At 68.0% G+C, this 24,527-nt stretch carries 21 protein-coding genes; 5 read left to right on the top strand and 16 right to left on the bottom strand.

All coding sequences use genetic code 11. The annotated features are described in order from the left end of the window. Positions 1–650 precede the first annotated feature (650 nt). The 3 genes from DKG74_RS08380 to DKG74_RS08370 all read left to right on the top strand — a co-directional run bounded on the left by DKG74_RS08380 (position 651) and on the right by DKG74_RS08370 (position 4,034). A complete protein-coding gene (locus tag DKG74_RS08380) occupies positions 651–1,994 on the top strand; it encodes a M23 family metallopeptidase (RefSeq protein ID WP_243404061.1) in 1,344 nt (447 codons plus the stop codon). A 70-nt stretch (positions 1,995–2,064) separates the two neighbouring features. Then, positions 2,065–2,628 (top strand): TetR/AcrR family transcriptional regulator, encoded by a 564-nt coding sequence (locus DKG74_RS08375; protein ID WP_109904588.1) that lies wholly within the window; start codon positions 2,065–2,067, stop codon positions 2,626–2,628. Positions 2,629–2,705: 77 nt separating this feature from the next. After that, positions 2,706–4,034 (top strand): SCP2 sterol-binding domain-containing protein, encoded by a 1,329-nt coding sequence (locus DKG74_RS08370; RefSeq protein ID WP_109904586.1) that lies wholly within the window; start codon positions 2,706–2,708, stop codon positions 4,032–4,034. Between the two features lie 52 nt (positions 4,035–4,086). Here DKG74_RS08370 and clpB read toward each other — a convergent pair whose 3' ends face one another. From clpB to DKG74_RS08315, 11 genes are all read right to left on the bottom strand, one after another. Next, positions 4,087–6,735 (bottom strand): ATP-dependent chaperone ClpB, encoded by a 2,649-nt coding sequence (gene clpB, locus DKG74_RS08365; RefSeq protein WP_109904584.1) that lies wholly within the window; start codon positions 6,733–6,735, stop codon positions 4,087–4,089. Between the two features lie 107 nt (positions 6,736–6,842). Next, a complete protein-coding gene (locus DKG74_RS08360) occupies positions 6,843–8,096 on the bottom strand; it encodes a DUF2254 domain-containing protein (RefSeq protein ID WP_109904582.1) in 1,254 nt (417 codons plus the stop codon). Between the two features lie 107 nt (positions 8,097–8,203). Continuing rightward, positions 8,204–8,662 (bottom strand): DUF4167 domain-containing protein, encoded by a 459-nt coding sequence (locus DKG74_RS08355; protein WP_109904580.1) that lies wholly within the window; start codon positions 8,660–8,662, stop codon positions 8,204–8,206. 256 nt (positions 8,663–8,918) lie between these two features. After that, on the bottom strand, positions 8,919–9,776 hold the full coding sequence (gene prmC, locus DKG74_RS08350) for a peptide chain release factor N(5)-glutamine methyltransferase (RefSeq protein WP_243404060.1): 858 nt from the start codon (positions 9,774–9,776) through the stop codon (positions 8,919–8,921). A 15-nt stretch (positions 9,777–9,791) separates the two neighbouring features. Then, entirely contained in the window at positions 9,792–10,877 is a 1,086-nt protein-coding gene (prfA, locus tag DKG74_RS08345) for a peptide chain release factor 1 (RefSeq protein ID WP_109904578.1), read from the bottom strand. Further along, on the bottom strand, positions 10,877–12,121 hold the full coding sequence (gene hisS, locus DKG74_RS08340) for a histidine--tRNA ligase (RefSeq protein ID WP_109904576.1): 1,245 nt from the start codon (positions 12,119–12,121) through the stop codon (positions 10,877–10,879). The genes prfA and hisS overlap by 1 nt, the downstream gene beginning before the upstream one ends. Before the next feature lie 79 nt (positions 12,122–12,200). Then, a complete protein-coding gene (gene ispG, locus DKG74_RS08335) occupies positions 12,201–13,322 on the bottom strand; it encodes a flavodoxin-dependent (E)-4-hydroxy-3-methylbut-2-enyl-diphosphate synthase (protein ID WP_109904574.1) in 1,122 nt (373 codons plus the stop codon). Between the two features lie 16 nt (positions 13,323–13,338). Next, positions 13,339–14,430: a helix-turn-helix domain-containing protein gene (locus tag DKG74_RS08330; RefSeq protein WP_109904572.1), complete on the bottom strand. Its 1,092-nt coding sequence runs from the start codon at positions 14,428–14,430 to the stop codon at positions 13,339–13,341. A 193-nt stretch (positions 14,431–14,623) separates the two neighbouring features. Beyond that, a complete protein-coding gene (gene ptsP, locus DKG74_RS08325; protein WP_109904570.1) occupies positions 14,624–16,891 on the bottom strand; it encodes a phosphoenolpyruvate--protein phosphotransferase in 2,268 nt (755 codons plus the stop codon). Beyond that, positions 16,891–17,952 carry an NAD(P)H-dependent flavin oxidoreductase gene (locus tag DKG74_RS08320; RefSeq protein ID WP_109904568.1) on the bottom strand — a complete coding sequence of 354 codons (1,062 nt, stop codon included), beginning with the start codon at positions 17,950–17,952 and terminating at the stop codon, positions 16,891–16,893. The genes ptsP and DKG74_RS08320 overlap by 1 nt, the downstream gene beginning before the upstream one ends. Positions 17,953–17,994: 42 nt before the next feature. Next, entirely contained in the window at positions 17,995–19,218 is a 1,224-nt protein-coding gene (locus DKG74_RS08315) for an aspartate kinase (protein ID WP_109904566.1), read from the bottom strand. Positions 19,219–19,369: 151 nt separating this feature from the next. Between DKG74_RS08315 and ubiG the strand changes: the two genes are divergently transcribed. Further along, positions 19,370–20,122, top strand: a complete 753-nt coding sequence (gene ubiG / locus DKG74_RS08310) for a bifunctional 2-polyprenyl-6-hydroxyphenol methylase/3-demethylubiquinol 3-O-methyltransferase UbiG (protein WP_109904564.1) — start codon at positions 19,370–19,372, stop codon at positions 20,120–20,122. A gap of 7 nt (positions 20,123–20,129) precedes the next feature. Here the strand turns inward: ubiG and DKG74_RS08305 are convergent, their stop codons facing one another. The 5 genes from DKG74_RS08305 to DKG74_RS08285 are packed head-to-tail and all read right to left on the bottom strand — an operon-like array spanning position 20,130 to position 23,516. Continuing rightward, positions 20,130–20,552 carry a DUF1178 family protein gene (locus DKG74_RS08305; protein ID WP_109904562.1) on the bottom strand — a complete coding sequence of 141 codons (423 nt, stop codon included), beginning with the start codon at positions 20,550–20,552 and terminating at the stop codon, positions 20,130–20,132. A 42-nt stretch (positions 20,553–20,594) separates the two neighbouring features. Then, entirely contained in the window at positions 20,595–21,572 is a 978-nt protein-coding gene (locus tag DKG74_RS08300) for a lysozyme inhibitor LprI family protein (RefSeq protein ID WP_109904560.1), read from the bottom strand. After that, positions 21,572–22,393: a carbon-nitrogen hydrolase family protein gene (locus tag DKG74_RS08295; protein ID WP_109904558.1), complete on the bottom strand. Its 822-nt coding sequence runs from the start codon at positions 22,391–22,393 to the stop codon at positions 21,572–21,574. The genes DKG74_RS08300 and DKG74_RS08295 overlap by 1 nt, the downstream gene beginning before the upstream one ends. A gap of 21 nt (positions 22,394–22,414) precedes the next feature. Then, on the bottom strand, positions 22,415–22,675 hold the full coding sequence (grxC, locus tag DKG74_RS08290) for a glutaredoxin 3 (RefSeq protein WP_109904654.1): 261 nt from the start codon (positions 22,673–22,675) through the stop codon (positions 22,415–22,417). A gap of 52 nt (positions 22,676–22,727) precedes the next feature. Beyond that, positions 22,728–23,516, bottom strand: coding sequence for a ComF family protein (locus DKG74_RS08285; protein ID WP_243404059.1), 789 nt, complete (start codon positions 23,514–23,516; stop codon positions 22,728–22,730). On the opposite strand from DKG74_RS08285, the gene DKG74_RS08280 reads away from it, so the two are divergent. Further along, complete coding sequence (locus DKG74_RS08280; RefSeq protein WP_207779289.1) at positions 23,515–24,447, top strand: methyltransferase domain-containing protein; 933 nt, start codon at positions 23,515–23,517, stop codon at positions 24,445–24,447. The genes DKG74_RS08285 and DKG74_RS08280 overlap by 2 nt on opposite strands. Positions 24,448–24,527 lie beyond the last annotated feature (80 nt).

Below are 24,527 nucleotides of genomic sequence, written 5' to 3'. Positions count from 1 at the left end.
GTTACCACCCGGCGTCGCGAGGTGCGGCTTATACTCAAACCCGCTCCCCTGTGTCAACCGCTTTTTCTCAGCTCTCGCGAACCAGATCACCGGTCTTCACTGCGACACCCGAAGTTACCTCCGAAACATCGCGAGGCGCGGCTTCTACCCAAGCCACCCCACCAGCGTCAACCCCTTTCTTCTTCGCCCCATCATCGGGGGATCTGAAAGGCTTCTCCGCCAGCCCCACCGCCTTCAACCCGTCACCAGGTCTCCGTCGGCGAGGCGCGGGTTGTAGGACTCATTTCGGCGAGTCGCAAGCCTTATTTTCCAGGTTTTTTCGGGCCCACCATCCCTTGGGGCTGATCACCTTTCCACATACAGCGGACAGAAATGTTGACCTCGCGGATCGGCGGGCCGAAGGTTTCACCGCGCTTCGGCGCCCCCCTCCCCCGTTATTGCGTTTCGCTCGAAGGCTTCGGCAATTGTCATCCCCGCATTTTCCCTTTTCTGATGAGTCCGAAGGCCGGGGTCACGCCAATCCCCTGCTCGAGACCATCGTTCATCACTCTCACGAGCAGCGGGCCAGGCCGACTCTGGGCCGTTTCCTCCTCTCCGTCGCACTCGCCGCCGGAATCGGCCTTGGGGCCGGGATTGGCGTCGCCAGTCTCGTGTCCTTCAACGACGTCTCGACCGCCTTCGTCGCCTTCGAGGATGCGCCCGAAGGCTCGCTTTCCGATGCCGATCCCGCCGACGCGGATAATGTCGTCGCCGATGACGGCACGCTGCGGGCACCGGATGACGGTGCCGATCCGACGGTGGAGCCCCCTGCGGCCGACGATGTGGCCACCGGGCCGACACCGGACATCCTGCGCGTCGAGGCGGGCGATACCCTGATGACGCTATTGACCGGCGCCGGTCTCGACCGGGCCGAGGCATTCGATGCCGTCGAGACCCTGCGCCCGCTGTTCAATCCGCGCGACCTGCGCGTCGGCCAGGAAATCAGCGTGCTACTGCGCCCGGAGAGCGACAGCCCAGACGGCGCGGAGCGGCCCCGTCTTGCCGAACTCGCCTTCGATACCGATGTCGACCGCCGTGTCCGCCTGGTGCGGGGCGACGATGACAAGCTGAGCGCGCAGGAGGAACGGACAGAGCTGACCCTCGCCCTCGCGCGGGTCACCGGAAGCATCGACGATTCGCTCTTCGCTTCGGCCGCGCGGGCCGGCCTGCCGGATTCGGTCACCACCGAACTCATCCGCATGTTCAGCTATGACGTCGACTTCCAGCGCGACATCCACCCGGGCGACCAGTTCGACGTCCTGGTCGAGCGCCATCAGGACCCGGAAGGCCGTACCCTGAAATGGGGTGACATCCTCTTCGCCCGCCTGACCATCCAGGACGGCAGCCTGCCCATCTATCGCTACGCCCCGAGCGATGACGGCATTCCGGACTTCTTCAACCCCAAGGGCGAGAGCGTGCGCAAGGCGCTGCTGCGCACTCCCATCGACGGCGCACGCATTTCCTCGGGCTTCGGGATGCGGCGCCATCCGGTGCTGGGCTATTCCAAGATGCACAAGGGCATCGACTTCGCCGCCCCCACGGGGACGCCGATCCTGGCCGCTGGCGACGGGACCATCGACAAGCTGGGGCGGGCCGGATCCTACGGCAATTATGTCCGCATCCGTCATGACGGCAAATATTCGACCGCCTATGCCCATATGTCGCGCTTTGCCCGCGGCCTGAAGCCGGGCAGCCGGGTGCGTCAGGGCCAGACCATCGGCTATGTCGGCACCACCGGGCGCTCAACCGGCCCCCATCTGCATTACGAGATCCTGACCGCGGGCGCCCAGATCAATCCCCAGGGCGTGAAGTTCCAGACCGGGCGCCGCCTGACCGGCAAGGAACTGGCGGCCTTCAACGCCCGCAAGCGCAAGATCGACGGCGAACTGGCGGAAGCGCCCATCCTGTCGGTCATGGTCGCCGAGCAAAAGACCGAAGGCCCCAAGCGGGACTGACCGCATCCGCATTGACCGTGCCCCGGGGGCTTTATATTATCACCATAATATAAAGCCCCCGGACACCGCCATGCGCTATTCCACCGACCACAAGGAACGCTCGCGCGAACGCATCCTGCAGGAAGCCTCCGTGCTTCTGCGTCGGCGGGGCGTGGATGGTGTCGGCCTTGCCGAGATCATGCGCCATGCCGGCCTGACCCACGGCGGCTTCTATGCTCATTTCCCATCGCGCGAGGCCCTGGTCGCGGAAGCCCTGTCCGCCGCGCTGGACCATACCATCGGCCGTCTGCGCGATCTTGCCGCCGCGGTCCCGCCGGAAAAACGCCTGGCCAAGGTCGTGCGCAGCTATCTCAGCCGGCCGCATCTGGACGATCCGGGCGACGGCTGCGTCTTCGCCGCCCTCGGCAGCGATATCGCCCGCCTGCCGCCGGAGACACGGGAGCGGCTGCGGCTTCATCACGAACGGCTGACAGCCCTGATCGCCGAGGGGCTGGAGGGCCTGGGCCGCCCGACGGAACAGGCCCCCGTCATCCTCGCCACCATGATCGGCAGTCTGACCATGGCCCGCCTGATGCCCGATGCCGAAGCCGGCCAGCGCCTGCTTACGGAAGCCGCCACCGCCATTCTGAGCTGAACACCGGGGAAGGCGCGGCCTGCTTCGGCCATGCTTCGCGCCTTGTAATATGATGTTCATAATATAAAGGAGCCACCATGAGCCTCGACGAGCATCCGACCATCGCCCGCCTGCGGGACCGCCCCGCGCCCGCGCCGCCGCCCCTGCTGGATCAGGCCTGGTTCCGGGCTGCCGCGCTCGAGGCCGGGGCGGACGATGCCGGGGCCCTGTCGATCGACAATCCGGCGCTGGCCGATCAGCGGGCGGACATCCTGCGCTGCTTTCCCGAGACCCGCGTGGTCCTCGCCATCGTCTGCCGCATGAACGAGGCACCGGTGCGCAGCAGTGTGCGCTCCATCGCCAATGCCGAATTCCACGAAGGTTATGACGACGTGAACGCGGTCTGCCGCCGCCTCGTCCGCCGGCTGGGCGAACAGGGTATCGCCGCCTTGAACACGGTGGCCGCCTTCCCGATGGAGGTGCAGGAATTTCCGGGCAAGACCTGGGTGGTCGGCCACAAGCCCATCGCCGAGGCGGCGGGCATGGGCCGCATGGGCATCCACCGCAACGTGATCCACCCCCGCTTCGGCAATTTCATCCTGCTGGGCACGGTACTGATCGCGGCGGAACTGCGGGACGAGGCGAAGCCCCTCGATTACAACCCCTGCCTTGGCTGCAATCTCTGCGTCGCGGCCTGCCCGGTCGGCGCCATCGGTCCCGGCGGCGAATTCAACTTCACCGCCTGCTACACCCATAATTACCGGGATTTCCTCGGCGGCTTCAAATCATGGGTGGAGACGATCGCCGACAGCCGCAATGCCGACGATTACAACAGCCGCGTCGAGCCGGGCGAGACCGTCTCGATGTGGCAGAGCCTGTCCTACAAGCCCGGCTACAAGGCCGCTTACTGCCTGTCGGTCTGCCCGGCGGGGGAAGAGGTGATCGGCCCCTATCTCGACGACCGGCGCGGCTTCATCGAGCGCATCGCCCATCCTTTGCGCGACAAGGCGGAAACGATCTATGTGATCGACAAATCCGACGCGCAGGACTGGGTCGCCAAACGTTTCCCGCAAAAGCGGATCAGGATCGTGCGCGCGGCCGTCTCGCCGACCTCGATCCGCGCCTTTCTGTTCGGCCTTCGTCTCGGCTTTCAGTGGCGCAAGGCCAAGGGGATCGACGCGACCTTCCACTTCCGCTTCACCGGCAAGGAAACGGCGGAGGCGACGATCAGCATAAAGGGCGGCCGCCTCGACGTGCGGCCGGGCCTGCGGGGCGAGGCCGGACTGACGGTCGAGGCGGATTCGGAAAGCTGGCTGGCCATCCTCGCCGGACGTCGCCATCCCTTGCGGGCGATGGCCACGGGCAGGCTGCGCCTGAAGGGCAACCGCCGGCTGATGGCCGATTTCCGGCGCTGTTTCCCGCGCTGAACGGCGCGCGGGGCCGCCCCCCCGGGGAGAGAGAGCGGCCCGTCAGGCGATGTCAGGCGTTGCCTTCGACCTGCGAGACGAAGGCGGCGCCGGGCTTCTTCTTCAGGACGTCGGCGTCCGTATCGACCACGCGGCCATTCAGCACCAGCTGACCGGCCTCGGCCGAGACTTTCACCGTGTCGCCCTCGACGACCTCGCCCTCAAGGATCAGCTCGGCCAGCGGGTTCTGCAGGTTGCGCTGAATCACCCGCTTCAGCGGCCGGGCGCCATAGACCGGGTCGTAACCCGCCTCGCCCAGCCATTCCTTGGCCGCCTGATCGAGTTCCAGCGCGATCTTCCGCTCGGCCAGCAGCTTGCGCAGGCGGCCCAGCTGAATCTCGACGATGCCCGTCATCTCGCCCCGGCCCAGCCGGTTGAAGAGGACGATTTCGTCCAGCCGGTTCAGGAACTCAGGCCGGAACGCGGCGCGTACCGCGCCCATCACCAGATCGCGGGTGCGGCCCGGGTGCTGGTCCGCATCCTCCGCCGCGAGATATTCGCCGCCGAGGTTGGAGGTGAGGATGATCACCGTGTTGCGGAAATCGACCGTGCGGCCCTGACCGTCGGTCAGGCGACCGTCGTCGAGCACCTGCAGCATCACGTTGAAGACATCGGGATGCGCCTTCTCGACCTCGTCGAACAGGATGACCTGATAGGGCCGGCGCCGCACCGCCTCGGTCAGCACGCCGCCTTCCTCGTAACCGACATAGCCCGGAGGCGCGCCGATCAGGCGGGAGACCGCGTGTTTCTCCATGAATTCCGACATGTCGATGCGCACCATCGCGGTGTCGTCGTCGAACAGGAATTCGGCGAGGGCCTTGGTCAGTTCGGTCTTGCCGACACCGGTCGGGCCGAGGAACAGGAACGACCCGATGGGACGCGCCGCGTCCTGCAGGCCGGCGCGGGCGCGGCGGACGGCATTGGCGACCGCGGTCACCGCTTCCGGCTGGCCGACCACGCGGCTGGACAGCAGCTGTTCCATCTTCAGCAGCTTCTCGCGCTCGCCCGACAGCATCTTGTCGACCGGAATGCCGGTCCAGCGCGAGACGACGGCGGCGATATCCTGCTCCGTCACCGCCTCGCGACGGTTGGACTGGTCACCGGCAGCCTGCGCCTCCTCGAGCTTGCGGGTGAGGTCGGGAATGACGCCATAGGCGATCTCGCCGGCCCGGGCGAGGTTACCCTTGCGCTGCGCCTGTTCGAGTTCCGAACGCGCGGCATCGAGCTGTTCCTTCAGCTTCTGCTGGTCAGACAGTTTCTCCTTGTCGGCGCGCCACTGCGCGGTCATGCCCGCCGACTCCTGCTCCAGCTCGGCAAGGTCCTTCTCGAGCTTCTGCAGGCGCTCCTTCGAGGCCTTGTCGTCTTCCTTCTTCAGGGCCTCGCGCTCGATCTGCATCTGCATGATCTTGCGGTCGATCTCGTCGAGGGCTTCGGGTTTGGAATCGACTTCCATGCGCAGGCGCGAGGCGGATTCGTCAACGAGGTCGATGGCCTTGTCCGGCAGGAAACGGTCGGTGATATAGCGGTTGGACAGGGTCGCCGCCGCAACGAGGGCGACGTCCGAAATCCGCACGCCGTGGTGCAGTTCGTATTTCTCCTTCAGGCCGCGCAGGATCGAGATCGTGTCCTCGACCGTCGGTTCGGAGACGAAGACCGGCTGGAAGCGCCGGGCCAGCGCCGCGTCCTTCTCGACATGCTTGCGGTATTCGTCGAGCGTGGTCGCGCCGACGCAATGCAGCTCGCCGCGGGCGAGCGCCGGCTTCAGCAGGTTGGACGCGTCCATGGCGCCATCGGTCTTGCCGGCGCCGACCAGCTGATGCATCTCGTCGATGAAGAGGATGATGTCGCCCGACGCGGTGATCTCGTTCAGGATCGCCTTCAGCCGCTCCTCGAACTCACCGCGATATTTGGCGCCCGCGACCAGCGCGCCGAGGTCGAGCGCCATCAGCTGCTTGTGCTTCAGGGACTCGGGCACGTCGCCATTGACGATGCGAAGCGCGAGGCCTTCCGCGATCGCGGTCTTGCCGACGCCCGGTTCGCCGATCAGCACCGGGTTGTTCTTGGTCCGGCGCGACAGGACCTGGATGGTGCGGCGAATCTCTTCGTCGCGGCCGATCACCGGGTCGAGCTTGCCGTCACGCGCCGCCGCCGTCAGGTCGCGGGCGTATTTCTTCAGGGCTTCATAGGAATCCTCGGCCGAGGCGCTGTCGGCGGTGCGGCCCTTGCGCAGATCGTCGATCGCCTTGTTCAGGCCCTGGGGCGTCACGCCCGCCTTCTTGAAGACATCGGCCGCGGGCGTGCCCGAAGCCATGACGAGGGCGAGCAGCAGCCGCTCGGCGGTGACGAAGGAATCGCCCGCCTTCTTGGCGATCTGTTCCGCGCTCTCGAACAGCCGCGCCGTCTCGGGCGCGAGATAAAGCTGGCCCGCGCCCTGGCCCTCGACCTTGGGCAGCTTGGCGAGTTCGGCCTCGATCCCGGCGAGGGAAGCGTCGGCCCGGCCGCCCGCGGCCTTGATCAGCGACGCGGCCAGCCCCTGCTCGTCATCGAGCAGAACCTTGGCCAGATGTTCCGGCGTGAACCGCTGGTGACCGCTGCGCAGGGCCAGCCCTTGCGCCGACTGCACGAAGCCCCGCGCCCGTTCGGTGTATTTCTCGAAATCCATCCCGGATCCCCTTTTCCTTACGCGGCGGATGTAAGGTCCGCCGTCCGTCGACCTCCATATGGTGTTGCCATCGTGCAACACAAGGGGGTGGGAATCCTTGACCGACGTCAACTCTCGGCAAAACGCCGGTCGAGGCGAAGGCGGCGCCGGTCGCCCTTGAACGGCAGGGCCGCCATGGCCCGTTCGAGCGATTCTTCTCCCATGCGCCGGGCGGCCTCGGCGAAACGCCGGTCATCCACGGCGGCCAGCGTATCCAGCACTTTCTGCAGGCGGATCGCCACTTCGACCAGGGAGGCGCCGTCGCGTGCGATGGCGCCGAAAGCATCGTCGAACAGGTCTTCGGCTGCGATGACCGGCATCGACAGGCGCGGCCGGATCACCGCCCCGGCCCGAACCCCGGCCGCCGGCAGCAACACGCGGACCAGCGTGCCGACGACGTCGATGGCCGTGCCCGGATCGTTGATGCCGGGCGACAGCGCCTTGCTGGCGATTTCCGACAGGACGACGAGGCCAAAACGCGGGTCCTGGTCGAAGGACCGGCTGTCCGAAACCGTGAAGCAGCGGGCCACCCGCTCGCCGATGCCATCATCGCCTTCCGCCCCCAAGACGAAGGCCAGCGGTCGGTCGGGAACGCAGAAGGCGCCCGGGCGCGCCGCCACGCGAATGCGCGCCCCCGCGGCTTCCGCGATGGCCGACAGGGCCGCGACGTCGATGTGCTGGACATGGCCGACCACCGGGCAGAACACGGCCACCGCGCCGTCGGGGGCGCGCTCGCAGTCCTCGGGCAACAGAGGCTCGCAGCCCATGGCGGGATCGGCGGCATAATCGGCCATCGCGCGGATCGCCACCTCCTCCACCCGGTCAACCACTTCGCCGACCCGGCCGAGCACGGTCAGCTGGCTGATCCAGCGCAGCACATTGACGACGACGAGGCCGAGCATGAACAGGGTCGAGACGAAGAGGACGAGTTGCCCCCCGGCGCCGTAAACCCCGGCATTCAGGCCGACGAGGCCGACGAGGCTGAACAGGAAGGCGCCGAGAAAGGTCGAAAGCGCGCTTTGCGCCACCGCATCCTCGGCCAGGAGACTGGCGGCACGCGGGGTCGCGCCGCTGGCGACCGTCGCCGCCGCCGAAACCATGATGCCGAGGGAAAAGGTCGTCACCGCCAGCATGGAGGAGGCGACGATGGACAGGATCGAGCCGACCGCCTCCGCGCCGAGGCCGCGGGCGGCATCCGCCGGGATCAGCGGATCGAGCACGATCGCCATCAGCGCGGTGATGATCGACAGGAGACCATAGAGGCTCGACCGGACCCAGAGCTGCCGGCGCAGCCGCGCCAGAATCCACAACCAGCGCGCCATGCTTTCCCCTCCGCCGCTCACGCCCCCCAATGTGACGGCAGCCGCCCCATATGAAAACACCCGGCGCCAAGGCTTCGGCGCCGGGTGTTTCAGTTCCGCATGGGCGATCAGCCGTTGACGCGATCGCTGTCCATGTCGAACTCGGGGATTTCGGTCTCGTCGTCGCCGATATTGGCCATCGACAGATCGAAGGGCGGCATTTCGGGCTGGCCGCCCTGACCGGGCACCTGGGCCTGACCGCCCTGACCGCCGGAAGCACCGGCGCCGCGCGGGTTGATCAGATTGTTGGCCAGCATCAGCCGGTAATAATGCTCGGCGTGCTGCAGGTAGTTCTCGGCGGCGATACGGTCGCCGGCGGACTGGGCATCCCGCGCGAGCTGCTGATATTTCTCGAAGATATGGCTCGCGGTACCGCGCACCTTCACGTCCGGGCCGTTCGAATCATAGGTGCGGTTCGGGCCGTGCCCGCTCTTGCGACCGCCGCCGCCGCCACCACCACCGTTGCCGCCGCCATTGTTGTTCTGGCGACCGCCACGCGGGCGCTTGTTGTGCTGTCCTGGTCTCATGGACGATCGGTACTTTCGTCGATTCCGTCTGGGAAGTCGGGGCAGGCATCGGTTGCAGGACCCGTGGCCGCGAAGGCGGTACGAGTGGCATCAACGGTGCCGGGATGATCGGGGAGATTGCTGCCCATCCCACCGCGGCTCATGTCGCCGCGCAATCTCCAAGACGGAACCTAGCGGGCAAAGCGCAGATTTCCAAGGGGTTTTTGGCTTTCCCGCGCAACATGCCGCACATGCCTGCCCCACGCGCGGCATGACCCTAACCCGGGGCGCGCCCCAGCACCGCGCGACCGATTCCGGCAAGGTCCGGGCGAATGGTCACCGGCCCCAGTCCGGCCGCCACCATGAGCGCCGCCACCGCCTCCGACTGACCGATGCCGACCTCGAAGCCGACGATGGCGCCGGGCGCGGCGACTGCGCCGACCTGGCCGATGATGAGGCGATAGGCGCCCAGTCCGTCGCCGCCCGGGGTTAGCGCAGCCCGCGGCTCGAACAGGCGGACCTCGGGGGCGAGGCGGGCCATGTCCGCCTCCGGGATATAGGGCGGGTTGGAGACGATGACGTCGAACGGCCCCGACAGGTCGGCGCACCAGTCACCCTCGACGATGGTGGCCCGGCCGCCGAGCTCAAGCGCCGACATATTCTCCCGCGCGACCGCGGCGGCGGCGGCGGAACGATCCACGCCCACGCCCTTCGCCGCCGGACATTCGGTCAGCAGCGCGGCGAGAATGCAACCCGTGCCCGTGCCGAGATCGAGGATGCGCAAGGCCTGCCAGCGGCGCAGGCCAATCACCGCCAGCACCGCCTCGACCAGGGTTTCGGTATCGGGCCGGGGGTCCAGCGTCGCCTCGGTCACCTTGAAGTTCAGCGACCAGAATTCCCGCCGGCCGAGGATCTGGGCCATGGGCCGGCGCCCGGCCCGCTCGGCCGCCAGCGCCTCGATGCGCGCCGCCGCTGCCGGCTCCACCGGATCGTCGCCCCTCGCGATGACCGAAGCCCGCTCCAGCCCAAGGACATGGCCGACGATCAGTTCCGCGTCGCGCCGCGGCCCCTCGACCCCGGACAGGCGCAATCGCAGGACCGCGTCCTGGACCAGCGACTTGATGGTCGGCACCACGGCGGCCGGCCCCGTTCAGCCCTGACCGTCGAGCGCGGCGAGGCGCTCCGCCTCGTCGGCGGCGATCAGCGGCTCGATCACCTCGTCGAGGGCATCGCCCGCGATCACCCGGTCGATCTTGTAAAGGGTCAGGTTGATGCGATGGTCGGTCACCCGCCCTTGCGGGAAATTATAGGTGCGGATGCGCTCCGAGCGGTCGCCGGAGCCGACCTGGCCCTTGCGGTCGGCGGCGCGCTCCGCATCGGCCTTTTCGCGCTCCATCTCGTAGAGACGGGCGCGCAGCACCTTCATGGCCTTGGCCTTGTTCTTGTGCTGGCTCTTCTCGTCCTGCTGCTGGACGACCATGCCGGTCGGCAGATGGGTGATGCGAACGGCGGAATCCGTGGTGTTCACCGACTGGCCGCCGGGGCCGGACGAGCGGAAGACGTCGATCCGCAAATCCTTCTCGTCGATGGCGATATCGACCTCCTCGGCTTCCGGCAGCACCGCGACGGTCGCGGCCGAGGTGTGGATACGGCCGCCCGCCTCGGTCGCCGGCACGCGCTGGACCCGGTGCACGCCCGATTCGAACTTCAGCCGGGCGAAAACCCCTGCGCCGGTGATCGAGGCGATCACTTCCTTGTAACCGCCGTGTTCGGCTTCCGATTCCGACATCAGCTCGACCCGCCAGCCATGGAGCCCGGCATAGCGCGTGTACATGCCGAACAGGTCGCGGGCGAACAGCGCCGCTTCCTCGCCGCCGGTGCCAGCGCGAATCTCGAGAATGGCCGAACGCTCGTCCGCCGCGTCCTTGGGCAGGAGGGCGATGGCGACCGCCCGCTCCAGTTTCGGCAGGCTTTCCGCGACCTCGTCCCGCTCCGCCTCGGCGAGAGCCCTCATCTCGGGATCCGAGTCGGGATCGCCGATCATCGCTTCGAGATCGGCGAGTTCCTGCCGCCGGGCCCGGAACGTGCGAATGGTCTCGACCAGCGATTCCAGCTCGGCCAGTTCCTTCGACGCCCGGGTGAAGTCGGCGGCGGCCAGGCTGCCGCTCGACAGCTCGGCCCCGAGGGCTTCATGGCGCAGCAGGATGCGGTCGAGCTGGTCGTCGCGCAGCTTCATCAGCGATGGTCCGCCAGCGCCGTCTCCAGGCTGTCGATCGCCAGCATGGTCTCGGCCCGCGTGTCGAGGTCGCGGCACTTCACAACGCCCGCGGCGATCTCGTCGTCACCGATGAGGATGGCGACGCGGGCCCCGGCCTTGGAGGCGCGCTCCAGCCGCTTGCCGACATTGCCGCGATAGCCCTGTTCGACCGTGTAACCGGCCTGGCGCAGGCGCCGGGCGATCTGCAGCGCCGGCAGCTCCGCCGCCTCGCCGATGGGTACGATGGCGACGGCGCGGGCTGGCGCGGCCGGCGGCTCGATCATCATGGCGAGGCGCTCGATACCGGCGGCGAAACCGATGCCGGCGGTCTGCGGCCCGCCCATCAGGGCGATCAGCCCGTCGTAGCGCCCGCCGCCGAGCACGGTGCCCTGCGCGCCAAGATCGGTGGTCACGAATTCCCAGGCGGTGTGGCTGTAGTAATCGAGGCCGCGCACCAGCCGCTCGTCCAGCGTATAGCCGATGCCAAGGGCATCGAGACCGCGCCGCACCTTGTCGAAGAATGTCCGCGAGGCCTCGTTCAGATAGTCGTGCAGGCGGGGCGCGTCGGCGACCAGCTTGCGGTCGCCCTCGTCCTTGGAATCGAGGATGCGCATCGGGTTGCGGTCGAGACGCTTCAGGCTGTCTTCCGACAGCTGCTCCTTGTAGGCCGAGAAATAATTGATCAGGGCCTGACGGTAGTTCTGCCGGCTCTCGGTATCGCCGAGGGTGTTCAGCTTCAGCTCGACCCGGTCGCCCAGGCCGAGCGCGCCGAGGAAATCGGCGCCGAGCGCCAGCACCTCGATATCCGCCTGCGGCTCGGGCACGCCCAAGACCTCGGCGTCAACCTGGTGGAACTGGCGCAGGCGGCCCTTCTGCGGCCGCTCGTAACGGAACATCGGGCCGTGGCCGCACAGTTTCAGCGGCAGATCCTTGGCAAGACCGCCCGAGATGAAGGCCCGGGCGATGCCCGCCGTCATCTCGGGACGCAGGGTCAGCGATTCGCCGCCCCGGTCGGTGAACGTATAGGTCTCCTTCGAGACGACGTCCGAAGTCTCGCCCAGGGTGCGGTGAAACACTTCCGAGAATTCGAAGATCGGGGTCGAGATGTCCTGGAAACCATAACGATGGGCGACCGCCTTGAAGGTGCGGACGATATGGTCATGGCGCCGCGCCTCTTCGCCGATGAGGTCGTGCGTGCCGCGGACGGGCTGCAGAGCTGCCATGATCTTCCTCTGTCTTCTGTTCAACGGGAAAAGCCACGGCGGGTCTTCCCGCCATGGCCGCAAACTCGGATTGTGGTCGCTATTCGGCCGCTGCGGCCGCGGCCTTGGCCGCTTCGATCTCGGCGGCGCGCTGTTCCACGAGACCGACCACATGGTCGATCATGCGGCCGTCGTCGATCTTGTGATCGGTGACGCCGTTCACATAGACCATATGCGTGCCATTGCCGCCGCCGGTGACGCCGATCATGGTCTCGCGCGCTTCGCCGGGGCCGTTCACCACGCAGCCGATGATCGACAGGGTGATCGGGGTCGAGATATGGGCGAGGCGCTTTTCCAGCACCTCCACCGTCTTGATCACCTGGAACGCCTGGCGGGCGCAGGACGGGCAGGAGACGATGGAGACGCCGCGATGGCGCAGGCCCAGCCCCTTGAGGATCTCGAAGCCGACCTTCACCTCCTCGACCGGCTCGGCCGAGAGGGAGACGCGGATGGTGTCACCGATGCCGGCCCAGAGCAGCGAGCCGATACCGATGGAACTCTTCACCGTGCCGGTGATGAGGCCGCCCGCCTCGGTCACGCCAAGGTGCAGGGGATAGTCGCAAGCCTCGGCGAGGCCCTGATAGGCGGCGACGGCGAGGAAGACGTCCGACGCCTTCACGCTGATCTTGAATTCGCGGAAGTCGTTGTCTTCAAGGATTTTCGCGTGATTGAGCGCGGATTCGACCATCGCCTCGGGGCAGGGCTCGCCATAGCGCTCCAGCAATTCACGCTCGAGGCTGCCGGCGTTGACGCCGATCCGCATGGAACAGCCGTGGTCCTTGGCCGCCTTCACGACCTCGCGCACGCGGGCGGCCGAGCCGATGTTGCCCGGGTTGATGCGCAGGCAGGCCGCGCCCGCCTCCGCCGCCTCGATGGCGCGCTTGTAATGGAAATGGATGTCGGCGACGACCGGCACCCTGGCGGCCTTCACGATCGCCTTCAGCGCCGCTGTCGACTCCTCGTCCGGGCAGGACACGCGCACGATGTCGACGCCCGCCGCCTCGGCCGCGCGGATCTGCGCGATGGTGCCTTCGACGTCGGACGTGACCGTGTTGGTCATGGTCTGGACCGAGATCGGGGCATCGCCGCCGACCGGGACATTGCCGACCATGATCTGCCGCGACTTGCGGCGGATGATCTGGCGATAGGCGCGCACGCTCATCGGATGGAATCCGTCCTCAGGCCGGCGGCTTGGCCGCGCCGTTCAGCAGCTTCTCGGGGTCGAGCGGAATATTGCGGCGAACCTGGCCAAGAGTGCCGAGCGGCCCCAGCGACTTGCCGTCCAGCTCGATTTCCACCGCGCCCGCGTTGCCGGTCACCAGCAGGGCATCGGGCCGCGCCGGCACGACATAAGTGTCCCCGGCACGCAGGATGCGGGTGAAGATCACTTCCTGATTGTCACCGACGATCTGGACCCAGGCGGACGCGCTCGCCTTCAGCACCACCCTTCCCTCGGCGGGGATGGCGGCGGCCGGGGGCGCGACGGCGGCAACCGCTCCAACGGCGGCGGTCGCTGGCGCCGGCACGGCGACATCGGTCGGCATCGGCGCGGGAACGGATCCCGGCGGCGCGGGCATCACATGGGGCAAGGCCCCCGGCACGGCCGGCGCACCCGGCGCGACGGTCAGCGCGGGCACCGTGGCGGCGACGGGCGCCGGCTGGGCGGCCGCAGGCACGTCGACCGCGGGCAGCGGCGCGGCCTGGGCCGCAGTCGGATCATGCTGGGGCACGGCTTCCGGCGTGGCGGCGACAGGCGCCGCCGGCGCCTCGGGCACGGTCGCCAGTTCGGCCGGCACCGCCGGCACGACCTCGGCCAGCGGCGTATTGGAGCGCGAGATATAGTAATAGGCGCCGTAGACCAGCACCGCGAGCACGACCGAGAGCGAGAGCACGCGGCCGGTCGGGAACTTGGCTTCCTGCACCGGCGCGGGGAAGACCAGCGGCCGGTTTTCCGGTTCGCGGTTCAATTCCGCCTTGAAGGCGACCACCGCCGCCTCGCCGTCGAGACCGAGATACTGGGCGTAGGAGCGCAGGTAGCCGAGGGCGTAGGTCAGGCCCGGCGTCCCCTCGATCTCGCCCCGCTCCAGGGCATCGAGATGGGCCGGCTTCAGGCGCAGCACCTGGCCGATTTCGGCCGTGGTCCGGCCATAGGACAGGCGGGCATCACGCAGCTGCGCGCCGACGCCCGTGTAATAGAGTTCCTGTTCCGGCGGCACGAAGTGCTGGTCGTCGGAAGAAACCAGATACGGCTTACGTTTGCCCAGTGCCATCGAAACTCTCGCAACACCCCGGCCGATACGCGGTACCGAATTGGGCCTGGGGGTTTCCTCTAGCCGGCCAATCGGGAAGATGCCACTACGCTCGGAAATCTGCCGTCACCATAAGAAGGTCGCGGCGTTAACGCAACTCGGTTAACACCCGTAACGCCGGGTAAAGTGACGCTGTTGCCGCTACTCCGCAGCGTCAGATGCGGACACCGTGATCGCGGGCGAAACTCTCCAGCTTGCCGCGCAGGGTCCGGTCCGGCCCTTCGATCAGCGTGTCGATATAGGCGCGGCACTGGCCGACATCGAGGCTGCGCAGCATCGCCTTCACCGGACCGATGGAAACCGCGTTCATCGACACCGAGCGGAAGCCAAGACCGATCAGGGCCATCGCCTCAAGCGGCCGCCCGGCCATCTCGCCGCAGAGCGAGATCGAAACCCCGGCCGCCGTGCAGGCGGCGCAGACGTCGCGCAGCAGCTTCAGGGCGGACGGCGCGAGCAGATCGTAGCGGCTCGACACCTTGGGGTTGCCCCGGTCGGCGGCGAAGAAGAACTGCAGCAGATCGTTGGAGCCGACCGAGATGAAATCGACGAGCGGCAGCAGCGCCGGCAGCTGATAGGCGAGCGCCGGCACCTCGAGCATGGTGCCGATCCTGATGTTCACCGGCAGGGTCTGGCCCATGCGCTCCAGCCGGCGGCGTTCCACTTCAAGAATCTGGCGCGCCTGCCGGAATTCGGCGACATCGGCGACCATGGGGAACATGACCGACAGGGTGCGCCCGCCCGCCGCGATCAGCAGGGCGCGCAGCTGATAGCGCAGCAGTGCCGGCCGGTCGAGCACGAGACGGATCGCCCGCCAGCCGAGCGCGGGATTCTCCTCCCGCTGGCCGACCATATAGGGCAAGACCTTGTCGCCGCCGACATCGAGCGTGCGGAAGATCACCGGCCGGTCGCCCGCCGCGTTCAGCACATGGGCATAGAGTTCGATCTGGGCGGCGAGGCGCGGCATGGTCGAGGAGACCATGAACTGCAGCTCGGTCCGGAACAGACCGATGCCGTCGGCCCCGGTCTCGTCGAGATGGGGCAGGTCGACGGTCAGTCCAGCGTTCATGTAGAGCTGGACATCGACGCCGTCGCGGCTGGTCGCCGGCATGTTGCGCAGCGCGGCGTATTCCGCCTTGCGCTCGACCCGGATCAGCAGGTTTTCCGAGAAGGCGGCAGCGACTTCCGGCGTCGGGCGGAAGATCGCCTGGCCGGTGTCGCCGTCGACGATGGCGATATCGCCCGGCTCCACCCGCTCGAGCACGCGCTCGCAGCCGCCGACCACGGGAATGCCGAGGCCGCGGGCGACGATGGCGACATGGCTCGTGGGCGAGCCTTCCTCGAGCACCACGGCTTTCAGCCGGCTGCGGTCGTAATCGAGCAGCTCGGCCGGCCCCATGCTGCGGGCGACCAGGATCGCCTCGTCGGGCAGGACTTCGCCCGCCGCCGTCTCGGTCTTGCCGGCGAGATGGCGCATCAGCCGGTTGGCGAGGTCTTCGAGGTCGGACAGGCGCTCGCGCAGGTAGGGATCGGTGATCTGGCCCATACGGGCGCGGGTTTCCATCTGCACCCGCTCGACCGCCGCCTCGGCGGTGAGGCCGGAGCGGATCGCTTCCTCGATCTTGTCGCGCCAGCCCCGGTCGTGGGCGAACATGCGATAGGTCTCGAGCACGTCGCGGTGCTCGCCCGCCGGCACCATGTCCTGGTCGGCCAGCATGGCGTCGATGCGCTTGCGCAAGGAGGCCATGGCGACGGCGAGGCGATTCAGCTCGGCCTGGGCGTCCTCGGCGATCAGCCGCTCCACCGCGACGCGGGGCTCGTGCAGCACCGCGACGCCCATGGCGATGCCCTCGGCCAGACCGACGCCATCGTAGGTATAGGGCTCGCGCCGCCGCGCCTCGCTCTCCGAGAATTCGGCGGGATCGACCAGATCGCCCTGCCCGACGAGTTCCGCGAGGACCATGGCGATGGTCTGCATCACGTCGATCTCGTCCTCGTCGTATTCCCGCATGGTGCGGTTCTGGACGACGAGCACGCCGACGACGCGGCCGGCCCGGATGATGGGCACGCCCATCAGCGAGTGGAAAATCTCTTCGCCGGTCTCGGGCAGATAGGCGAATTTGGGATGCGACTGGGCGTCCGGCAGGCTGAGCGGCAGCGCGGTATCGGCGATGGTGCCGACGAGGCCCTCGCCCACCCGCAGGGTCGCCTTGTGCACCGCGTCCGGGTTCAGGCCTTCGGTCGCGAAGAGTTCGAGCCGGCGGCCCGCCCGCAACAGATAGATCGAGCACACGTCGGCGACCATGTTGGCCGCGATGTTGCGCACGATGCGATCGAGACGATCCTGGGCCGACCCCGGCCCCGCCATGACTTCACGCAGGCGCCGAAGGAGGGCACGCGGGCCACCGACAGCGCCCATCGCCATCAGGCCCTCAGCGGTGTCGATGTCGCCACCGTATGGAGCGACATGCGGGCATCGAGCGCGGCCGCCGCCTGATCGACCAGTTCGGCGATGATCTCGGTCGTCGGCTGTTCGCGGGTGACCATGCCGACCGACTGGCCCGCCATCAGCGAGCCATTCTCGACGTCACCCTCGATCACCGCGCGGCGCAGGGCGCCCGCCCAGAAGTGCTCGATTTCCAGCATGGCGGCGTCCTTGTCCACTTCGCCACGATTGAAGCGCGCGACCACATCGGCCTGCATTTCCATGAAGCGGCGCGTGCCCTGATTCTGCAAGGCGCGAACAGGGATGACGGGAAAACGGGCGTCGAGCTGGACCGACGGAATGGCATCCCGGGCGGCGCCCCGGATGAAGGCCTTCTTGAAATTGGCGTGGGCGATGGATTCGGTCGCGCAGACGAAACGGGTGCCGAGCTGCACGCCGGACGCCCCCAATTCGAGATACATGACGATCGCCTCGCCCCGGCCGATGCCGCCGGCGACGAAGACCGGAATATCCCGGATCTCGGGCAGGATTTCCTGCGCGAGCACGGCGGTCGAGACGGGACCGATGTGGCCGCCCGCTTCCATGCCCTCGATCACCAGCGCGTCGACGCCGGAGCGGACGAATTTCTTGGCGAGGGCGAGCGCCGGGGCGAAGCAGATCACCTTGGCGCCCGCCGCCTTCACCTTGTCGATGGCGAATTTGGGCGGCAACCCGCCTGCGAGGACGACATGGCCGACCTTCGCGGCGATGCAGACATCGACCAGCTGGTCGAGCTGGGGATGCATGGTGATCAGGTTGACGCCGAAGGGCTTGCTGGTCAGGCCCTGCGTGCCGGCGATTTCCTTTTCCAGCAGCTCGGGCGACATGGCGCCGCAGGCGAGGACGCCGAAGCCGCCCGCGTTCGAGATGGCGGCGACCAGATGCCGCTCCGACACCCAGGACATGGCGCCGCCCATGATCGCGGTCTCGGTGCCAAGGAAATCCCGGCCCCTCTGCCACAGTCGGTTCAGGACCTCGAGTCCGCCGGCCGTATGGGTCATCACGCCACCTTCATTCTGTAGGGTCCGAATCGCCGCGAACGGTCAGGCGACCGCGTCGAGACCATAGGCCGTGTGCAGGGCACGGACCGCAAGCTCGGTGTATTCCGCGGCGACGAGGACGCTGATCTTGATTTCCGAGGTGGAGATCACCTGGATGTTGATGCCCTTGTCCGCCAGGGTGGTGAACATCTGGCGGGCGATGCCGGCGTGGGAGCGCATCCCGACGCCGATCACCGAAATCTTGGCCACATTGCCGTCGGTGTGCAGGTCGCGGAAACCGATCTGCTGGCGATTGTCTTCCAGCACCTTGATGGCGAGGGCGAGGTCCGCCTTGCCGACGGTGAAGGTGACGTCCGTCGTCTTGCCGTCATCGGCGACGTTCTGGACGATCATGTCGACATTCACATTGGCATCGGCCAGCGGGCCGAAGACGGCGGCGGCGACGCCCGGCCGGTCCGCGACCTTGAGCACGGTCACCTTGGCTTCGTCGCGGCTGTAGGCGATGCCGGAAATGAGTTCCTGTTCCACGATTTCTTCCTCGTCAACAACGAGCGTGCCGGGCTTGTCCTCGAAGCTGGAGAGGACCTGCACGCGGACGCGATGCTTCATCGCCATCTCGACCGAGCGGATCTGCAGGACCTTGGCCCCGACCGAGGCCATTTCCAGCATTTCCTCGTAAGTGATCTTATCGAGTTTGCGGGCCTTTTCGACAATGCGGGGATCGGTCGTGTAGACGCCGTCGACATCGGTATAGATGTCGCAGCGGTCAGCCTTCATCGCCGCCGCCAGCGCCACCGCCGAGGTGTCGGAGCCGCCACGGCCGAGCGTGGTGATGCGCTTGTCCGGGCCGATGCCCTGGAAGCCGGCGATGACCGCGACCTGGCCTTCCTTCATCCGGCGCTCGATCTCGGCGGTGTCGATCCGCATGATGCGGGCCGAGCCATGGGCGCCATCGGTCTCGAGCGGGATCTGCCAGCCGGCCCAGGAGCGGGCGGAGACGCCGAGTTCCTGCAGGGCGATGGCCAGCAACCCCGCCGTCACCTGTTCGCCGCTCGCCACCACCGCGTCATATTCGCGCGCATCGTGCAGCGGGGCAATGTCGCGGCAGAAGCCGACCAGCTTGTTGGTCTCGCCCGACATGGCCGAAACGACCACGGCGACTTCATTGCCGGCATCGACGACGGCCTTCACCCGGCGGGCGACATTCTTGATGCGCTCGATATTGCCGACGGAAGTGCCGCCGAATTTCAGGACCAGGCGGGCCATGCGCGTGCTACTCCAGATCTAGTCTCGCTCGGGGCCGGAACGCAGCTTGGGGCTGGCCGGCCGTAAAAGGCGCGTATACATATCCCCCGTCAGGTCCTTAGGCAAGGCGCCCTTCCCGATCGGAGGGCGCGGCGACGAAGAGGTAAAGTCCATGTCCGGCGAAACCGCGCAACGCACCACCATCGACGACGCCGAAGTCGCCCAGTTCGCCGCCATCGCCGACGAATGGTGGGACCCCACCGGCAAGTTCAAGCCGCTGCACAAGTTCAACCCGACGCGCCTGACCTATCTGCGCGGCAAACTGGGGGCACATTTCGGCCGGAATGAGGCGGACCCGAAACCCTTCGCCGGGCTTCGCTTCCTCGATATCGGCTGCGGCGGCGGGCTTCTGTCGGAACCCATGGCCCGGCTGGGCGCCGAGGTCGTCGGCGCCGATGCCGCCGAAAAGAACGTGAAGGTGGCGGCACTGCACGCGCAGCAGTCCGGTCTTTCCATCGACTACCGCCACACCAGCGCCGAGGCCCTGGCGACGGCGGGTGAGCGATTCGACGTCGTCCTCAACATGGAAGTGGTCGAGCATGTCGCCGACCTGAACCTGTTCATGGCGGCCTGCGCCTCGATGGTGAAGCCGGGCGGCGTCATGGTGACCGCGACGCTGAACCGCACCATGAAGGCTTTCGCCCTTGCCATCGTCGGCGCCGAATATGTCCTCGGCTGGCTGCCGCGCGGCACCCACAAGTACCAGAAATTCGTCCGCCCCAGCGAACTCGCCGCCGCGCTCCGCCCGACCGGCATGGAGATCACCGACTGCGCCGGCGTCTCCTACAATCCCTTGAGCGACGAATGGCGCCTCGGCCGGGATGTCGACGTCAACTACATGGCCTTCGCCGTCCGGCCCGTGTGATCGCCGCTCAGGCGTCTTCGCGGTCGATCCAGGGAATGCGGGCGACCGGCACTCCCTCCTCGTCGAGGGCCTTGGCTTCCTCGACCGTGGTCTCGCCATAGATGCCGCGGGCTTCGGCCTCGCCGTAGTGAATCTTGCGGGCTTCCTCGGCGAAATTGCTGCCGACATTCTCGAGATTGCTCTCGACCGCCGAGCGCAGCTCGCGGAGCGCAGCGCGCATTTCCGCCTGTTTCTCGGATGCCTTCACCGAGCGGTCGCGCGAAACCCCGGTCGCGACCTGAGTCGCCTGCGGCCCGCGCGTCACCGTGGTGACACCGCAGGTCGGGCAGACGACCTTGCCCTGCCGGGCCTGCCGTTCATAGGTGGCGCTGTCCTTGAACCAGGCCTCGAAGACGTGGCCTGCCGAACAGCTGAGGTCATAGACGATCATGCTCTTGATGTGACAAGCCGCCCGCCGTTTGACAAGGGGGGATCAGTCGAAGGGCAGCGGGGCGCCGGGTTTGAGGAGGGGCTTCAACGCCGTCCAGCCGATCGCGCAGTCGTAAGAACCTTCGGCATAGGCGCCGAGGGCATAGGCGTCGTATCGGATGCGGGCCCCCTTCGCGTCGAAGCTCCAGGCCGGCAGCACGTCGATGCCGTCGCCCAGGGCCTCGTCGGTCAGGGACGGCGCGATCAGTTCGTCCGGCACGCCCCGTTCGCGCTTCTCCGCGGCGATACTGTCGCGGCACAGGGGGATCAGGGCCTTTCGCCCCGCCTCGTCGATGAAATCGTCGAAGGCAAGGGCACGGCCCGCCGCCGGCAGGAAATTCACCGCCCGGCCATAGCTCATGCCATGGGCGCCGCCGGTATATTCGTAGATGTCGAAGAACACCGAAACGAAGCGGGCCGAGGCATAGAGGATGCGATAGGAAACGGTGCGGCCGTAAGGCCCCTCGCCGCCGCCGATCTCCGCCTCGCTGGCATCAGCCGCCTGCTCCAGAGCCGCGTTCAATGGCGCGAAGGCGTCATCGACGGCCCGCGGCCGCAGGATGGAGACCGAAATCTGCGCCGCCGCGTCGTCGACCCGGGTCAGCACGGGCAGGAAGCGCGGCGCCCCCGGTCCTTGGGTTTCAGCCGTCGCGGACAATTCCCGCGTCCGTTCCTCGGTCATGCGTTTGAGGCAGGCGCGATCGAAGCTCGTTTCCTGACCTTGATCGTATTGGGCGCAGATGCCGTCGCGCCGCTCGATCCAGTCGCGCTGATCGCCGCGCCAGGCCGTCCGCTGCGCCTCGTCCGAGGCGCCGCGCAGCGTGGCGTAGGCGGCGCTCATGCGGTCGTCGGCCGCTTTCAGGGCGGGATCGGCGCAGATCGCCAACTCGACCGGCGCTTTCGCCTTGGCGCAATCGAAGGCCAGCGCGGCGGGCGCGAAACCGCCGGCCAGCGCCAGGCCGAGCAGCAGGGCGCGGCGCATCACGGCCCCTCGAACGGCCGGTCGTGCTGGAGCGCGGGGATACGTCCCCGGGCGGTGGTCACCTCCGACAGGTCGAGATCGGCGACGATGATGCCGACCTCGGTGCCCGCATCGGCCAGCACCCGGCCCCAGGGATCGACGATCAGCGCATGGCCGAAGGTCTGGCGGCCATCCTCATGGGTGCCGGTCTGGGCCGGGGCGATGACGAAACTGCCGGTCTCGATCGCGCGGGCGCGCTGCAGCACATGCCAATGGGCCTCGCCCGTCACCCTGGTGAAGGCGGCCGGCGTCGCGATGATGTCGGCCCCGGCCTGCGCCAGCCGGCGATAGAGCGGCGCGAAGCGGATGTCGTAGCAGATCGTCAGACCCAGCCGCGCCCCGTCGACATCGGCGAGCACCGCCGCCTCGCCCGGGCGATAGCCGGCGCTCTCGCGGAAGCTCTCGCCTTCGGGCAGGTCGACGTCGAACATGTGAATCTTGTCGTAGCGCGCCTTGATCGCGCCGTCCGGCCCGATCAGGAAGGCCCGGTTGGCCAGCCGCGCCTCGCCGATGTCGATGGGCAGGGAGCCGATCAGCAGGTCGATGCCGAGTTCGGCCGCGAGGCCCCGGAAAGCGGCCAGCGCGCTATCCTCGGCCTCGGTCTTCACCTTGGGCCGCATCGCGCGCTTGTCCCGCTCCATCAGCGAGGTCATCTCGGGCGTCGCCACCAGTTTCGCCCCCGCGGCCGCCGCCTGACGGATAAGACCCGAGGCGGTCTCGATATTGGCCGCGACATCGCGTCCGGAGCAAAGCTGGACGCAGGCGACACGCAAGACGGACATGGGATGACGACTCCGGCCGGATCAGTGGGCGGCGAGAAGCGTATCCAGCCGCCCGGCGTGATCAAGGGCATAAAGATCGTCGCAACCGCCGACATGGGTGCCGCCGATGAAGATCTGCGGCACGGTGCGCCGACCGCCCGCCTTTTCCGTCATTTCCCGGCGCAGGGCGGCATCCATCGAAACGTCGATTTCCTTGTAGGCGACGCCCTTCGACTGCAGCAGCTGCTTGGCCCGGTAGCAATAGGGACAGATCTGGGTGGTGTAGATGGTGACGTCGGTCACGGCGGTCTCCTGCGAATGCTCCTTGTTAACGTGGTGCAGTGCGAAAGGATCCTCAAGTCCCATCGCCGTCATGTATGACCCGCGCCGCGGTCAGGACATCGACCCGCGCCGCCCCCGCCGCCTTCAGGACCCGGGCGCAGGCGTAGACTGTGGCCCCGGTGGTCAGCACGTCGTCGATGAGGACCAGATGCTTGCCGGCGATGCCCCCCTTCGCCCCCGCTGGCACCGAAAAGGCCCCGGCGACATTGCGCAGCCGGGCGAGGCGCCCCAACCGGCCCTGCGGCGGTGTCGGCCGCGCCCGGACGAGGGCCTGCGGCAGCACCGGCACATGGGCGATGCGCGAGATCGCCCGCGCCAGTTCGGCCGACTGGTTGTAGCGCCGCATCAGCCGCCGCCGCCAGTGCAGCGGCACGGGCACCAGCGCGTCAGCGTCGGCCAGCGCCTCCACCCCCGCCTGTGCCATCAACCGGGCGAGGCTGGGCGCGAGGTCCAGCCGGTCGGCATGTTTGAAGCGCAGCAGTAGTTCACGCATCGGCCCGCCATAGCGCGCCGCCGCCCGGGCGACGGTAAAGGGCGGCGGATGGGCGATGCAGCCGCCGCAGCGCGTCCCCGCCGGCACCGGCAATTCAAACGGCAGGCCGCAGCAGGCGCATTGCGGCGCGGTAATGAAGCCGACGTTCGGCCAGCACTCGGGGCACAGGCGCCCGGGCGCGTCGACGGCTGCGTCGCAGCCAAGACAAGCCGGCGGCAACAGAAAATCGAGGAGGCCGGTGAAGCCCCGCCGAAATTGCCGCTGCATCCCTCTCGCGATCATGGCGCCATCGTGCCATATCAGGGCCATGTCCGCAGCCCCGCCCCGCACGCCCACCGCCGCGCCCGACGATATTCTCGTCTTCGACCGCCGTGCCGTCGCCCGCAACCGCGCCCGCGCCGCCACCGGCCTCGCCGCCCATGATTTCCTGTTCCGCGAAATCGCCGAACGGATGATCGACCGGATCGAGGATGTGAACCGCCGCTTCCCCCTCACCCTCGATCTCGGCTGCCACGACGGCGTCCTTGGCCGCCTGCTCGGCGCGACCGGGCGGATCGACACCCTGGTGTCGGCCGATCTGTCGCCGGCCATGGCGCGGCGCGCGGGCGGCCTCGCCCTCGCCGCCGACGAGGAATGGCTGCCCTTCGCCGGGGGGAGTTTCGATCTCATCGCCTCGGCCGGCTCGCTGCATTGGGTGAACGATCTGCCGGGCAGCCTCGTCCAGATCCGCGATGTCCTGAAGCCCGACGGCTTCTTCGTCGCCTCGCTGATCGGCGGCGGCACCCTGACCGAGCTGCGTCAGGCCTTCCTCGCCGCCGAAGCGCGGGTGGAGGGGGCGGCCTCGCTCCATGTCTCGCCCTTCGTCGACCTGCGCGACGCCGCCGGGCTGATGCAGCGCGCGGGCTTCGCCATGCCGGTCGTCGACCTGGAGACGATCACGGTCACCTATGGCGATGTCTTCGGCCTGATGCGCGACCTGCGCGGCATGGGGGAGCAGAACGCCCTCGCTGCCCGCCGCCGCCGGCCCCTGCGGCGCGAGACGATCCTCGCCCTCGCCGAAGAATACCGCGACCGTTTCGCCGATGCGGACGGCCGCATCCCCGCGACCTTCGAGATCGTCACCCTGTCGGGCTGGGCCCCCGGCGAGGGTCAGCCGGTGGCGAAACGCCGGGGCTCCGCCACCCACCGCCTCGCCGACGCCCTCGGCACCGTCGAGGTGCCTGCGGGCGAGAAGCCCTGAGGGCCCGGCCCACCTCACCCCGGCCCTCTCCCTCCCCCCTGAAGGGCGGAGAGGGAGATGCAGAATGGCCCCCGCTCCAC

It is taken from the genome of Zavarzinia aquatilis (genome assembly GCF_003173035.1).
In the GTDB taxonomy this organism is placed as follows: domain Bacteria; phylum Pseudomonadota; class Alphaproteobacteria; order Zavarziniales; family Zavarziniaceae; genus Zavarzinia; species Zavarzinia aquatilis.
Note: the sequence above shows the minus strand (reverse complement) of the source record. Positions and strands in the feature narration are given on the sequence as shown.